The organism is Glaciibacter superstes DSM 21135, from assembly GCF_000421145.1.
Classification (GTDB): Bacteria; Actinomycetota; Actinomycetes; order Actinomycetales; family Microbacteriaceae; genus Cryobacterium; species Cryobacterium superstes.
The window spans coordinates 154,757-168,545 of the sequence record NZ_ATWH01000005.1; the positions used below are offsets into that span (position 1 = coordinate 154,757).

The 13,789-nt window shown below is 67.2% G+C and carries 10 protein-coding genes and 1 tRNA gene; 8 read left to right on the plus strand and 3 right to left on the minus strand.

Annotated elements, in window-relative coordinates:
• Positions 1–81 precede the first annotated feature (81 nt).
• Positions 82–708, plus strand: a complete 627-nt coding sequence (tmk, locus tag K323_RS0108335; RefSeq protein ID WP_033372694.1) for a dTMP kinase — start codon at positions 82–84, stop codon at positions 706–708.
• 440 nt (positions 709–1,148) lie between these two features.
• Here the strand turns inward: tmk and K323_RS0108340 are convergent, their stop codons facing one another.
• Complete coding sequence (locus tag K323_RS0108340) at positions 1,149–2,573, minus strand: nitroreductase family deazaflavin-dependent oxidoreductase (RefSeq protein ID WP_022884826.1); 1,425 nt, start codon at positions 2,571–2,573, stop codon at positions 1,149–1,151.
• 215 nt (positions 2,574–2,788) lie between these two features.
• Here K323_RS0108340 and K323_RS0108345 point away from each other — a divergent pair, with 215 nt between their 5' ends.
• The 7 genes from K323_RS0108345 to K323_RS0108375 all read left to right on the plus strand — a co-directional run bounded on the left by K323_RS0108345 (position 2,789) and on the right by K323_RS0108375 (position 10,907).
• Positions 2,789–4,036 (plus strand): DNA polymerase III subunit delta', encoded by a 1,248-nt coding sequence (locus K323_RS0108345; protein ID WP_022884827.1) that lies wholly within the window; start codon positions 2,789–2,791, stop codon positions 4,034–4,036.
• Between the two features lie 158 nt (positions 4,037–4,194).
• Positions 4,195–5,673, plus strand: coding sequence for an alpha/beta hydrolase (locus K323_RS0108350; protein WP_084697129.1), 1,479 nt, complete (start codon positions 4,195–4,197; stop codon positions 5,671–5,673).
• A 114-nt stretch (positions 5,674–5,787) separates the two neighbouring features.
• Positions 5,788–5,863 (plus strand) — tRNA-Thr (locus tag K323_RS0108355).
• A gap of 129 nt (positions 5,864–5,992) precedes the next feature.
• A complete protein-coding gene (locus tag K323_RS0108360) occupies positions 5,993–7,003 on the plus strand; it encodes a Gfo/Idh/MocA family protein (RefSeq protein ID WP_022884829.1) in 1,011 nt (336 codons plus the stop codon).
• Positions 7,004–7,164: 161 nt separating this feature from the next.
• Positions 7,165–9,303, plus strand: coding sequence for a D-alanyl-D-alanine carboxypeptidase/D-alanyl-D-alanine endopeptidase (dacB, locus tag K323_RS25065; protein ID WP_245570949.1), 2,139 nt, complete (start codon positions 7,165–7,167; stop codon positions 9,301–9,303).
• 58 nt (positions 9,304–9,361) lie between these two features.
• Positions 9,362–9,952 carry an isochorismatase family protein gene (locus K323_RS0108370; RefSeq protein WP_022884831.1) on the plus strand — a complete coding sequence of 197 codons (591 nt, stop codon included), beginning with the start codon at positions 9,362–9,364 and terminating at the stop codon, positions 9,950–9,952.
• Between the two features lie 223 nt (positions 9,953–10,175).
• Positions 10,176–10,907 (plus strand): alpha/beta fold hydrolase, encoded by a 732-nt coding sequence (locus K323_RS0108375; protein ID WP_022884832.1) that lies wholly within the window; start codon positions 10,176–10,178, stop codon positions 10,905–10,907.
• Positions 10,908–11,071: 164 nt separating this feature from the next.
• Here the strand turns inward: K323_RS0108375 and hpaD are convergent, their stop codons facing one another.
• A complete protein-coding gene (hpaD, locus tag K323_RS0108380; protein ID WP_022884833.1) occupies positions 11,072–12,145 on the minus strand; it encodes a 3,4-dihydroxyphenylacetate 2,3-dioxygenase in 1,074 nt (357 codons plus the stop codon).
• Between the two features lie 115 nt (positions 12,146–12,260).
• Complete coding sequence (hpaE, locus tag K323_RS0108385; RefSeq protein WP_026851422.1) at positions 12,261–13,781, minus strand: 5-carboxymethyl-2-hydroxymuconate semialdehyde dehydrogenase; 1,521 nt, start codon at positions 13,779–13,781, stop codon at positions 12,261–12,263.
• Positions 13,782–13,789 lie beyond the last annotated feature (8 nt).

Consider the following 13,789-nt stretch of genomic DNA (forward strand, 5'->3'; position numbering starts at 1 on the left):
GACGCGACACCCGAGCCACTCACCACAACCGCCGGCGAGTCGTCTGTCGAAGGGGTGTCGGTGCCAGCGGCATCCGAACGCCTGGTCGGTGGCCTGTTCATCACGCTGGAAGGTGGGGACGGGTCTGGCAAGTCCACGCAGTCCGAGCTCTTGACGGAATGGCTTGAGGAGCAGGGACACACCGTGCTGCGCACGCGTGAGCCGGGCGGAACCGAGGTCGGTGTCGAGATTCGTGAGATCGTGCTGCACCACAGGGGTGACATCGCGCCGCGTGCTGAGGCTCTGCTGTACGCGGCGGATCGCGCGCACCACATCGCGACGAAGGTGCGACCGGCGCTCGAGCGCGGTGAGATCGTGATCCAGGATCGGTATCTGGATTCGTCGGTCGCCTACCAGGGCGCGGGGCGTGTCCTGGGAGCCGGGGAGGTGCGCGATCTGTCGCTGTGGGCTGCGGAGGGTCTGCTGCCAGACCTCACGATTCTGCTCGACCTCGATGAGGCCGTTGCGCGCGGCCGCCTCGATGCTGACAACAAGCGGTTCGACCGGCTCGAGGCGGAGAAGGGCGAGTTTCACGCCCGGGTGCGGGAGGCGTTCCTCGAGCTTGCGCTGGCGGAACCGGACCGTTTTCTCGTGCTCGACGCCGAGTTCCCGGCCGAGGCGATCGCCGCCTCCATCCGCACGCGCGTCGCTGCGCTCCTCGCCGGGTAGCTCGCCCGACCAGCTCATTGCCGCGTAGGTCGTCGTGGCGCGGGGCGCCGGCAGCCTCGCTTCTGGCTGTCGAGTTCTGGCTGTCGAGTTCTTGCTGCCGGGTTCAGTGTGCCGGGCTCTGGCTGTCGAGTTGAGTGCGCCGCGTTCAGCGCTCTGTCCTCTGTGTTCTGTGTTCTGTGTTCTGTGTTCTGTCGATCATCTGGGGCTCGTGCGCAACTCCTGCAATCCGGTGCGGCGTGCCTCCTGAGAGCGTAATTCGGATTGATCTGCAGCTCCCTGCAGGAGTAATGCCGTGGCTGCTGGGCCAACTGTGGCTAACTCAGGAGATTTCGTTATGGGGATGTCGGTGCCTCGTGGTTCCGCGGCAGATGTGGTCGTCGTCCCCACATCTCCTGCGTTAGCCACCGCCAGGGCCGGAGAGACCGTGCGGCGTGCGGCGGTCAGTCGAGGGCGTCGAACGTGACGCCGGTGAGGCGCTCCGACTCATCCCAGAGCCGGCGGGCCGCCCGTTCGTCCAGCGCGCCGGCATCCGGATGTGCCAGCACGGCCCGACCGCGCAACCGTCCAGACGTCGCCCAGTATTGCCCGCCCGTGCCCTGGCAGACGGCGTGCACGATGGGGGATACCCCGACGTCTTTCCCCTGCCCGATGAATTGCACCGCGAACCGGAACAGCCTGTTTGCCGGCGGCACGATTCCATCGCGAGCGGGACTCAACGCATCCGTCGCATAGCCGGGGTCGGCGACCAGACTGCGGGTTTGTGTGCCGCGCCTCTGTGTGGCCGGCCTGTGCGCACCGGGCCTGTGCGCAAAGGCGGCGTGCAGGCGCCGATCGAGCTCGAACGCGAACAGCATCACGGCAAGCTTCGACCGGCGATAGGTGCGATACGGCCGGTATCGTCGGCTCATCAGGTCGTCGAAATCGAGCCTGGCGCGCCGATGCGACACGCTCCCGAGGTGCACGATCCGCGAACCCTCCGTCGCGAGCAGGGTCGGCAGCAATCGCCCGATGAGCGCAAAATGCCCGAGGTGGTTGGTGCCGAACACCAGCTCGAATCCATCGGCCGTCGTACCGCGTCTGCGCTGCGGAAGGAGCCCGGCGTTGGCGACGAGGGCATCGATCCGTGTGCCTTCGAGCTCTGCGGCCGCACGTGCGACCGATTCCAGGTCGGCGAGGTCGAGTTGCACGATGGTGACGTGTGCGCCCGGCACACGGTCGCGCACCGACCGGGCCGCCGTCGCCGCCCGCCCAGGGTCGCGGGCCGCGATGACGACGGATGCGCCGGCCGCGGCCAACTTCTCCGTCACGAAATACCCGAGTCCGGAACTGCCGCCGGTGACGACGATCCGGCGACCCGTCAGGTTTGGCAGACTGGAGGCATCCGTCGTCTCTGTGACGAGAGTCAGCCGGAACACGCGGAACTGGCGATTCGCGGTTCGTTCATACTCGCGGTATCCGGGCCAGATGCCCTCGAGGCGGGTCCAGGCGAGTTCGCGCTGGGGGCCCTCGAGGAGTTCGGCGGTGACCGCGCGGCGGTGGCCGCGACGGGAGATCTGGGCGTGCGGGTGGGCGAGCAGGTTGGCGCTCCAACCGGGGTGGAAGTCTCGGCCGAAATTGCTGTCGGCGACAAGCAGGGTTCCGCCCGGTTCCGGGCAACAGAGCAGCGGCGTCTCGCGCCGTGCGCCGGTGCGTGCACCGACGGTGTAGAGCACGAGGGAGGGTACGACGAGCCGACTGAGCTCGAAGCGGCCACGCGTGAGGTGGAAGAGACGCAGATGCAGCCCGGGAATGAAGGCCGGACCGATTCGGCGCGCGGGTCGCGAAAGCATGGCTCGCGCGAGCGCGGCTCGCAGGTACCAGGCCATGGATCGCATCAGTCTTGATCGTGCCACTACTCTGCTGCGAACGTCGCGCACCGCACCGCGGCGTCGGGGTGCACGTCGTGTTCGGGCCCGCGATATGCGGTCGGGCCCGCGATAAATGGTGGTGGGCCCGGTCACAAAACGCGGGCCCGCGATTGGCGCGGGTGGCCGCGAGCTCCCCGGCGGGGACTGTCAGCGGCGACCGGTAGCCTTGACGCATGACCGTGTGGGACGACCTGACGGGACAGGCTGACGCTATCGCCGTGTTCCGCGCGGCTGCCGCGATCCCGCCGACGGATGCCGCCCAGGCCGCGGCCACCGAGAGCACCGCGGCCACCGACTCCGTGGTGACCGGCAGGTCTGCCGCATCGGCGCCTTCGACCGGTTCGGCGTCTTCGGCCTCCTCTGCCTCAATGACTCACTCCTGGCTGATCACCGGCCCGCCGGGGTCCGGCCGCTCGAACCTTGCCTTCGCTTTCGCCGCTGCACTCCTCAGTCGCGGCCCGCACGACGAGGTCGCCACCGCGCGCCAGGTCGAGGCGCGCACGCACCCCGACCTCACTGTGCTCACCACGGAGGGCGTCATCATCAAGATGGAGTCCGTCAAAGAGGTCGTCGCCCGTTCCCAGTACTCGCCGTCGATCGGCCGCTACCGCGTCATCGTCGTCGAAGACGCCGACCGCATGGTCGAGCGCACCTCCAACGTGCTGCTCAAAGCACTCGAGGAGCCGCCGGAGCGCACAGTCTGGATTCTCTGCGCCCCGAGCGACGCAGATCTCCTCCCCACCATCAGGTCGCGCGTGCGCACCGTACGCCTGCGTGTCCCGAGCGTCGAAGACGTGGCCGAACTCCTGGTCAAGCGCAACGGCATCGATGCCCAGGCCGCAGAACGCGCGGCGCGCCAGGCCCAAAGCCACATCGGCATGGCACAGCGCCTCGCCACCAACGCAGAGGCGCGGGCCAGGCGCGAGGAGACGCTGCGAACGGCCTTGGGCATCCGTTCGGTGTCGACCGCGGTGAACGCCGCGACCCGTCTGCTCGCGATCGCCGGCGACGACGCGAAGGCGATCACCGAGGAGCGGGATGCCGCGGAGCGCGAAGGCGTGCTGCGTTCGCTGGGTGTCGAGCCCGGCCAGAATGTTCCCACGGCGCTTCGCAGTCAGATCAAGGCGCTCGAAGACGATCAGAAACGGCGTGCCACCCGGAGCCTGCGTGACGGGATCGACCGCATCCTGGTCGATCTCGCGTCTCTGTACCGAGACGTCATCATGGTGCAGCTCGGCCGCGACACGGCGGTCATCAACCGCGAGCTGCTTGCCGAACTGCAGTCGGCGGGCACGTCCAGCACTCCAGCAGCTACGGTCGCGACAATGGATGCGATCGCGCTGGCACGGCAGCGGATCGAGGCGAACGTCGCACCGGCGCTCGCGCTCGAAGCCATGCTGGTGTCGGCGATCCGGCGCTGAACCGGCCGGAGATACCGATGAGCACCGACCCGATGAAGAACACCGACCCGATGAAGAACACCGACTGACGTACGCTGGCACGCACGACCGGAAAGAGGCATCCGTTGACCCGTAGAACTCGCTCACTGGCGGCCGTGGCGCTCGCCGCCGCCCTCGCGATGGGGCTCTCCGGCTGCGTGTCGTGGTTCCTGCCACAGCAGGCGCCGCTGACCTCGACGCCGACCGGTGAGAAGACGGATGCCGCGCTCGATCCGTTCTACAGCCAGGTGCTGAAATGGAAAGACTGCGGAGACGGGATGCAGTGCACAACCGCTTCTGCGCCGCTCGACTGGGATGCCCCGGAGGCCGGGGAGATCGACCTGGCGCTGGTGCGGCATCCGGCGACAGGGGACCGCATCGGGTCGCTGCTGGTCAACCCGGGCGGGCCAGGCGGATCCGGCTACGACTTCGTCAAGGACTCGGTCGACTTCGCGACAGATGCGACGCTGCAGGAGCGATTCGACATCGTCGGATTCGATCCGCGCGGTGTTGGCCGTTCGTCGGCGGTGTCGTGCCTTGAGCCGGCCCAGATGGATGAGTACCTCTATGGACTGCCGGGGGCGGAGCGGGGAACGGATGCCTGGATCGCCGAGATCGAGGCGTCGGCCGTGGAGTTCGGCGCCGCGTGCTCCGCGAACACCGGTGACCTTCTTGCCCAGGTCGACACGGTCAACGCCGCGCACGACCTCGACCTGCTGAGGGCGATCCTCGGTGACAAGAAGCTGAACTACCTCGGTTACTCCTACGGCACCTTCCTCGGTGCGATGTTCGCCGACCTGTACCCAGACAAGGTCGGGCGGCTGGTGCTTGATGGGGCGATCGACCCGTCGACCAGCAACTTCGATGTAACCCGAATTCAGGCGGTGGGCTTCGAGAGCGCGCTGCGCGCCTATCTGGCGGACTGTGTCGCCGGCGACGCGTGTCCGTTCCGCGGATCCGTCGACGAGGCGATGGAGTCCATCACGGCGCTCCTCGGCGTCGTTGACAGGATCCCGATTGCCGTGTCAGACGGCAGGGAGCTCGGGTCGAGCGCTCTGTTGACCGCGATCATCTACCCGCTCTACCAGGCCACGGCGTGGCCACAGCTGAGTCAGATGTTCGAGAGCGTGTTCAACGGCAGCGCCGATATCGCCTTCCAGTTCGCCGACGGCTACAACGGACGCAACTCAGACGGAACGTACGCCGACAACTCCACGGAGGCGTTCACAGCCATCAACTGCCTCGACTACTCCTATGACGGTGACCCGGCCGCGATGCGCGCCCAGGCGGCTCAGATCGAGGCGGAAGCACCCGTCATCGGAAAGTACATGAGCTACGGCGATATCGGCTGCGCCGCGTGGCCATATCAATTCGAGGGGGAGCGCACCCAACTGCACGCGGCGGGTGCGGCACCGATCCTTGTGGTCGGCACGACGAACGACCCGGCCACCCCATACGTGTGGGCGCAGAACCTCGCCGAGCAGTTGGAGAGCGGCCAGCTGGTCACCTACGAGGGGGAGGGCCACACCGCGTACAACAAGTCGAATTCCTGCGTGAATGACACGGTCGACGACTACCTCATCAACGGAACGGTGCCGGACGCCGACCCGATGTGCTGACCCTGCCCTCTAGCCAGCGAGCAGGGTCGACGGATGTTCACGAGCAGTCGTGAGACCGGGTAAGCTTTGTTGCTGTGTCACCGAGCGGCTCCCCGTGGAGCACTCCAGGAACACGCCGCCTTAGCTCAGTTGGTAGAGCGATTCACTCGTAATGAATAGGTCACCAGTTCGATTCTGGTAGGCGGCCCCACAGAAACACTGGCTTTGCGGCCGCCCACCCCATCGCCCGGCAGCAACGCTCACAGCGCGGGGTTGCATCGGGGGTTGCATCAGACTGAGAGCGCTCTCACGCGAACTGGTAGCGCGATATGATTTCGAGATGACTGACGAGAACCTCACCGAAGAAAACGGGACAGCCATCCGCTGGGGAATCCTGGCCACTGGCGGCATCGCCCACGCCTTTGCCGGCGACCTGGTGCAGAGCGGAAGGGCGCTGCAGGCGGTCGGCTCGCGCTCGCAGGAATCGGCAGACGCGTTCGCGGCGGAGTTCGGCATCCCCACCGCTCATGCGAGTTACGAAGCCCTGGTCTCTGACCCTGAGGTCGACATCGTCTACGTGTCGACGCCGCATCCGTTTCATGCCGACAATGCCCGCCTCGCCCTGAACGCCGGCAAGCACGTGCTGATCGAGAAGCCGATCACGCTGAACGCGGCCGAGGCCCGTGAGATCGTCGACCTCGCCGCCAGCAAGGGCCTGCTGGTGCTCGAGGCCATGTGGACGAGGTTTCTTCCGCACATGGTGCGGATTCGCGAGATTATCGCTTCCGGGGTTCTCGGCGACGTGCACACGCTGATGGCCGACCACACCCAGGACATCACGGATGACCCTGCGCACCGCATCAACGCGCTGGAGCTCGGCGGCGGCGCACTTCTCGACCTCGGGATCTATCCGATCTCGTTCGCGTCGGCGCTGTTCGGCAAGCCGGAGAGCGTTGTGGCGACCGCAACGATGAAGGACACCGGGGTCGACGGGCAGGTTGCGACCATTTTCCAGTACCCGGGCGGCCAGGTCGCGACGACCCTGTCGGCGAGCGATACCAAGGGGCCGAACGTCGCGTCCATCCTCGGCACAGAGGGCCGCATCGACATCGACCAGGTCTGGTACTCGCCGACAACGTTCCGGGTGTTGAACAGTGCCAATGAGGTCATCGAGACGTATGTCTCCGATGTCTCCGGTCGTGGCATGCAGTTCCAGGCGCTTGAGGCTGAGCAACTGGTGCGCGCGGGCAAAACGGCGAGCGACATCCTGTCGCCGGAGGAATCGGTGGCGATCATGGAAACGCTCGACGACATCCGTGCCATCATCGGGCTGCGGTACCCCGGGGAGTAGCAGCGCCGCCTGCCGGAACGCTCCGGTGGTGTCGCCGGTCTTCCCATGCCGGAGCCGTGCGTCGAGACCGTGCGTCGAGACCGTGCGTCGAGACCGTGCGTCGAGACCCTGCGTTGGGGTCGCGGAGGAACCGCCCAGACAGTGGCGGGTAAAATGTTCAGGTGGAAGAATCGGATACACCCCAGAGCCGCCGCGATCGCAGGCGCGCTGAGGAGGAAGCGACCCCGATTCCACCCGCACCGGAAGCTGTGGGCGGCGTTCCCGGTGATGAAACACCCGGTGAGACGGATGCTGTGGGCCGAGTCCCCGACGCCGAACCCGATGCAGGTGCAGAGCAGACCGCCGCGACCCCCACCCGTTCCTGGACGCTGAGCGGCGGCGGGTTCCCCGACGATGCTGATCGCATCAGCACCGCTCGCGACGACGCGGCTTCGAAAGGTGCCGATTCGAACGGTGCCGATTCGAACGGTGCGACTGGCGCCGACGCGGATTCGAACGACGCGGATTCGAACCGTGCGGATGGTGCCCGTTCCGATTTCGCCGACGATGCGACCACCGTGCTGCCGACAGCGGTCGGTGCAAGGGATGCAGCCGGTGTTCCCGACGACACGACGCGGATAATTCCTGAGAGCTCGCTATCCAATGACGACACGGTGGAAGACGCCACAACGGTTCTCCCCACCGGTGTAGCAGGCGCATCGACGGTCGCCTTCCCCGCTGCCGTCCCGCCCGCATCCGGCGCAGGATCGGACGATGCGACCAGTCTCTTCCCGGCCGCCTCGGCCGCCGGTACCCCGTCTGCCGGCGCGGGCAGCGCAACCGCGACCGGCACCTCGCCGACTTCCAGCCCTCGCGCATCCGGCACCGGCGCAATTGGCACCGCGGTGTCTGGCATCGGGGCTTTCTTCGCGAAGCACCGAACCGCCTCGCTCATCGCTGCGGGCGCACTCGCCTTCGCGCTGCTCGGCACCGGCGCTGTGGTCGCCGGGGCGGCCACCGGTGGCTCAGAGGCGGGGCCGCTGGTAGCCGCCGACACCCCAACGCCCACCCCAACCGCTGACCCGCGACCGGTGCCAGGCGCGGCCACCGCTGCCAGCCGCCTTCGCACCTGTTCGGTCGGCGAGCAGGCCGCAGATCCCCGGCTCGCGAACTTCCAGGCCCAGGTGGTCAACGCCGCGACCGGGGAAGTGCTCTTCGACCGCGGCGGCACGACACCCTCGCGCACCGCGAGCGTTCTGAAGGTGCTCACCTCTGCGGCCGCCCTCAACGTGCTCGGTCCTGAGTATCGCGCCACGACATCCGTCGTCAAAGGAAGCTCGCCGGGCCAGATCGTGCTCGTCGGCGGCGGAGACCTCACGCTGTCGCGCACACCGACCGGCCAAGAGTCGGTGTACGCAGGCGCGCCGCACATCGACGCCCTCGCCGACCAGGCGGTTGCCGCGTGGAAAGCCGACCCGGCATCGGCCGGCCAGCCGATCACGAGCGTCGTTCTCGACTCCTCCTATTTCGGTGAGCCGGGGTGGGAGCCGAGCTGGAACCGCAAGGAACTCACCGACGGCTACATGCCGGAGATCACCGCGCTGCAGGTCGACGGCGACCGGGCGAACCCGTCGAGCAACACTTCGGAGCGCAGCGACGACCCGATCGTGCGTGCGGGCGAGGCCTTCGCCGACGCGCTCGGCGAGAATGTCGATATCAGCCGCGGTACCGCCCCGGCCGGTGCGACACAGCTCGCTGCCGTGCAGTCGCAGCCGGTGTCAACGCTCATCCAGCAGTCACTCATCGTCTCCGACAACGCGCTCGCCGAGATGCTGGCCAGACTTGTCGCCGTGAAGGCCGGAACCGGCAACACCTTCGGCGCGCTGCAGGAGGCGATCGTCGGCGGCCTCGCCCCATACGGGCTCGACACCAGCGGCATCGTCATCGCCGACGGTTCAGGACTCAGCGACAACAACGCCGTGCCGCCCTCATACCTGACCCAGCTCTTCATCAAGATCAACGCGCGCGAAGGCAACCTCGGGGTGATCCTCGACGGCCTCCCCGTCGCCGGACAGACCGGCTCGCTCTCCTACGATGACCGGTTCACCGGCGACAATTCGGATGCCGATGGCGCGGTCTTCGCCAAGACCGGCTGGATCGACACCGGCTACACGCTCGCCGGCATCATCAACGCCGAAGACGGCACACCGCTCACCTTCGCTGTGTACGCACTCGGCGATGTGAGCGACAATGCCAAAGAGGCGATCGACACGGTCACAACGGCCTTCTTCCGTTGCGGCGACAACCTCTCGAACAACTGAATCCTGCCACGGGCCACCGACACCGACACCGGCCCGCTCACGAGCAAAGGAGCACACCGTGACCCGCGCACTGTTCATCATCGACGTGCAGAACGACTTCACCGAGGGAGGCGCGCTCGCCGTCGAGGGAGGCGCGGCCGTAGCGAGTGGAATCACCAGTCTGCTTGAGCAGCATCCGGATGCCTATGGCTTCGTCTACGCCTCGCGTGACTGGCACGAGGGCCACACCGACAACGGCGGCCACTTCGCCCTCGACGCCGAGCCTGACTACCGCACCACGTGGCCGGTGCACTGCGTCGCAGGCACGGTCGGGGCCGAGTACCACCCAGAGCTGTCGACGGATGCGATCACTCACCACATCCGCAAGGGCGAGGGGATTCCGGCCTACTCGATCTTCGAGGGAGTCACCGAGAACGGCGAGACCGTCGGTGCGCTGCTTGCGGAGCACGGCGTCACCGACATCGACGTCGTGGGCCTTGCCACCGACCACTGCGTGCGCGCCTCAACGCTCGACGCGATCGAACACGGCCAGCACGTGCGCATCCTGACCGATCTCATCGCGGGGGTGGCCGAGGAGACGAGCACGGCGGCGCTGGCTGAACTGGCGCACGCCGGTGCGGTGCTGGCGACATCGGAATCGGTCTCATGAGGTCCGCTGAGCCCCGCCCCGTCGAGCCCCGCCTCGTCGCATCCCCACCCGTCGCACCCCGATCCGTCGTATCCCGACCCGTCGCATCCGTTCGCCACCTCGCACGCGGTGCACGCCGACCCGCCCGTTTCTGGTCTCAAGCCACGCTGCACAGAGCCGATTCGGGCCGTTCGGCGCCTGTGGCGGGCATGGATGGCCCGCCGGGTGCCGCGGGCGTGACGGCATGACCGAGTTCGCCCGGCGCCTCGACGGCGTGCGGATCGCCTACGACTTCTCGCCAGGCGAGAGTCCCATCCTGCTCGTGCACGGTTTCGCGTCGACGGCCGCCGTCACCTGGGAGGGCCCTGGCTGGATACGCGCGCTGCAGGACGCCGGGCGTGGGTCGATCCGGCCGGACCTTCGCGGGCACGGCCGCAGCGACAAGCCGCATCGGCCAGAGGACTATGCGCCCCGCCAACTCGCCGCAGACTTCGTCGCCGTGCTCGACCAGTTGGAGCTGGAAGAGGTCGATGTCGTCGCCTATTCGATGGGCTCGCGGGTCGCAGCGGCGCTGACGCAGTTGGCGCCGGAACGAGTACGGCGGCTGGTGCTCGGCGGTGCAGGACCGCTCGAACTGTTCGCCACGTGGAACCTCGACGCCGTGCGCGCGTTCGTCGACCGTGGCACGCTGCCGGCCGATCCGACCATCGCCACCGTGCTCGGCGCTGCCATCGACGCGGGTGCAGATCGCGAGGCACTGATGGCGTGCGTGCAGGGTGTTGCCGGCGCGACGCTCGAGGTGACCGCCGGTATCCCGACCCTGTATGTGGCCGGTGGTGCAGACTCAATTCCCGACGGTGTCGAGGCGCTCGCCGCCGAACGCGGAGCCCGTTACCTGGAGCTTCCTGGCCGCACGCACATCAATGCGCTGACTTCGCGTCAGTTCAAGGACGCCGTGCTCGAGTTCCTGAGCTGAGCTGCGCAGGTGGCTAATTCAGGAGACCTCGGGGCGGCATCCGTTTGCCGTCGCACGGTCTGTGGATGTGATGGCGGTCTGGCGACGGATCTCCTGAGTTAGCCACCCGAAGCGCCAACTCGGCGAGGTCGAACAATCCCTCGTGGTGAGACCACCCCGCTGCCTCAGACCTGGTGCCCGAGCTTGTACTCCGGCTGGGGTTCGCCTTCCCGCGTGTAGGAGAATCCGTCTGCACCGATGGTGACGGATTCCTCGGCCGGTTCCTCGCGTTCGACCAGCGTCCGCGGGTTGCCGTCGAGATCCAGCACAGCGGATGCCTCGCTGTACCAGCTCGGAACCACCGGCGTGCCCCACCAGTCGCGTCGCTGGTTGTCGTGCACGTCCCAGGTGAGCGTCGGGTTGTCTGGGTCACCGGTGTAGTAGTCGTGCGTGTAGATCTCGATGCGGTGTCCGTCTGGGTCGCGCAGGTAGAGGTAGAACGCGTTCGAGACCCCGTGCCGACCCGGCCCGCGCTCGATCTTGTCCGACTCGCGAATGGCCCCGAGGTGATCACAGATGTGCAGGATCTGGTGCCGTTCGTGCGTCGCGAACGCGATGTGGTGCATCCGTGGGCCGTCTCCGCCGGTCAGAGCGACGTCGTGCACCGTCGCCTTGCGGTACATCCAGGCGGCGTAGGTTGTGCCCGCTTCGTCCTGGATGTCCTCAGAGACCTTAAAGCCCAGACCCTCGTAGTATCCGCGGGCGGCGCCGATGTCTGGCGTCATCACGTTGAAGTGGTCGAGCCGCGAGATCGCCCCGGCCCCGTGCACGTCGTAGCGGCGGGTGAACCGCTCCACGTGCTCGGCCTCGTGGAAGAACTCGATTGGAAAGCCCAACGGGTCTTCCACGCGAACGGATGCCCCGATTCCGCGAGTCGCACCGCTTGCGCGGCGCTCGACGCGGCATCCGAGACCCGTGTAATAGTCGGCAGCGAATTCGACGTCTTCCGGCGTGCGCACCCGGTAGGCGAGGGCGGCCAGGGCGGCGACCGGGCCCTTCCGCAGCACTAACGAGTGGTGCAGGTACTCCTCGAAGGCGCGCAGGTAGATGGCGTCGTCGTCTTCGTGAGTGATGACGAGGCCGAGCACGCCGTGGTAGAAGGCGCGCGAGGTGGCGAGGTCGGTGACGATCAGCTCGGCATATGCGGCGCGGATGATGTCGGGCGGCGTGGGGTGCGTGCTGGGGTTGGTGGGGCTCATGGGGGTGGTCTCCTCATCGAGATGTGGATGTGGTGCAGTGGGTGAAATTAGTCGGAATGGGTGCTGAGGTGTCGCAAAGTGCTCTTCATTGGCGGGAAGGACGATTTGTGACCCCTCACGGTCTCGTTGTCGATGCGCCGAAGCGCGCCGTGTGCACTTCGCCGAGCGTGATGTGCACAGCCTGCTGGTCGGTGTAGAAGTCGATGGAGCGATAGCCGCCCTCGTGCCCGAGTCCGGATGCCTTCACGCCGCCGAACGGAGTGCGGAGGTCGCGCACATTGTGTGAGTTCAGCCACACCATGCCAGCCTCGATCGCCTGCGCGAAGTTGTGGGCGCGGGTCAGGTCGCTGGTCCAGAGGTAGGCCGCGAGGCCGTACTTCACGCCGTTGGCGAGTTCGAGGGCCTCCTCGTCGGTGTCGAACGGGGTGATGGCCACGACCGGTCCGAAGATCTCCTCCTGGAAGATGCGGGCCGAGGGGGCGACATCCGCGAACACAGTCGGAGCGACGTAATTGCCCGCCTCGAGGCCGGGAGGCCGTCCGCCGCCGGCCAGCAGCCGGCCCTCTCCCTTGCCGATCTCGACGTAACTCATCACCTTCTCGTAGTGTTCGGGGTGCACCAGCGCACCGACCTCGGTCGCAGGGTCGTGCGGGTCGCCGACCACGATGTTGCGGGCGCGGGCGGCGTAGCGCTCGCAGAAGTCGTCGTAGATCGACCGCTCGACCAGGATGCGCGACCCGGCGGTGCAGCGCTCGCCGTTTAGCGAGAACACCCCGAACAGGGTCGAGTCGATGGCCGCGTCGAGATCGGCGTCGGCGAAAACGATGGCTGGTGACTTGCCGCCGAGCTCCATCGACATGCCTTTGAGGTTGGCGGCGCAGTTGCGGTAGATGGTCTGCCCCGTCGTGGTCTCACCGGTGAAGGAGATGAGCGGAACATCCGGATGCTTGACCAGCGCGTCGCCTGCTTCTTCGCCGAGCCCGTTGACCAGGTTGAAGACCCCGTCGGGCACACCGGCCTCTCGAAAGATCTCGGCCCACAGGCTCGCGGAGAGCGGCGTGAATTCGGCAGGCTTCAGCACCACAGTGCAGCCGGAGGCCAGTGCGGGTGCGAGCTTCCAGCTCTCCAGCATGAACGGCGTGTTCCAGGGCGTGATGAGGCCGGCGACGCCGACCGGCTTGCGGTTGACGTAGTTGACCTGCCGGCCGGGCACCTTGTAGGTGTCGTCGGCCTGCGCCACGATGAGGTCGGCGAAGAAGCGGAAGTTCTCGGCCGCACGCTGCGCCTGCCCGAGCGCCTGGGTGATCGGTAGGCCGGTGTCGAAGCACTCCAGTTCGGCGAGCCTGGCATCCTGCGCCTCGACCGCGTCGGCGATGCGGTTCAGCACGCGGGCGCGCGCTCGCGGCAGCATCCGTGGCCATGGGCCATTGTCGAATGCGTCCTTCGCCGCGGCGACCGCCAGGTCGATGTCGGCCTGCTTCCCTGCGGCAGCCGTCACGTAGGTCTGGTTCGAAACGGGGTCGAGCACATCGAACGTCGTACCATCAACGCTGTCGACGAACTGCCCACCGATGAAGTGACGGATGCTGGTGGGCAGGTTCTCCGGAACGTGGTGCGCTGACTGTGTGGTCGCCAGTGGGGTGC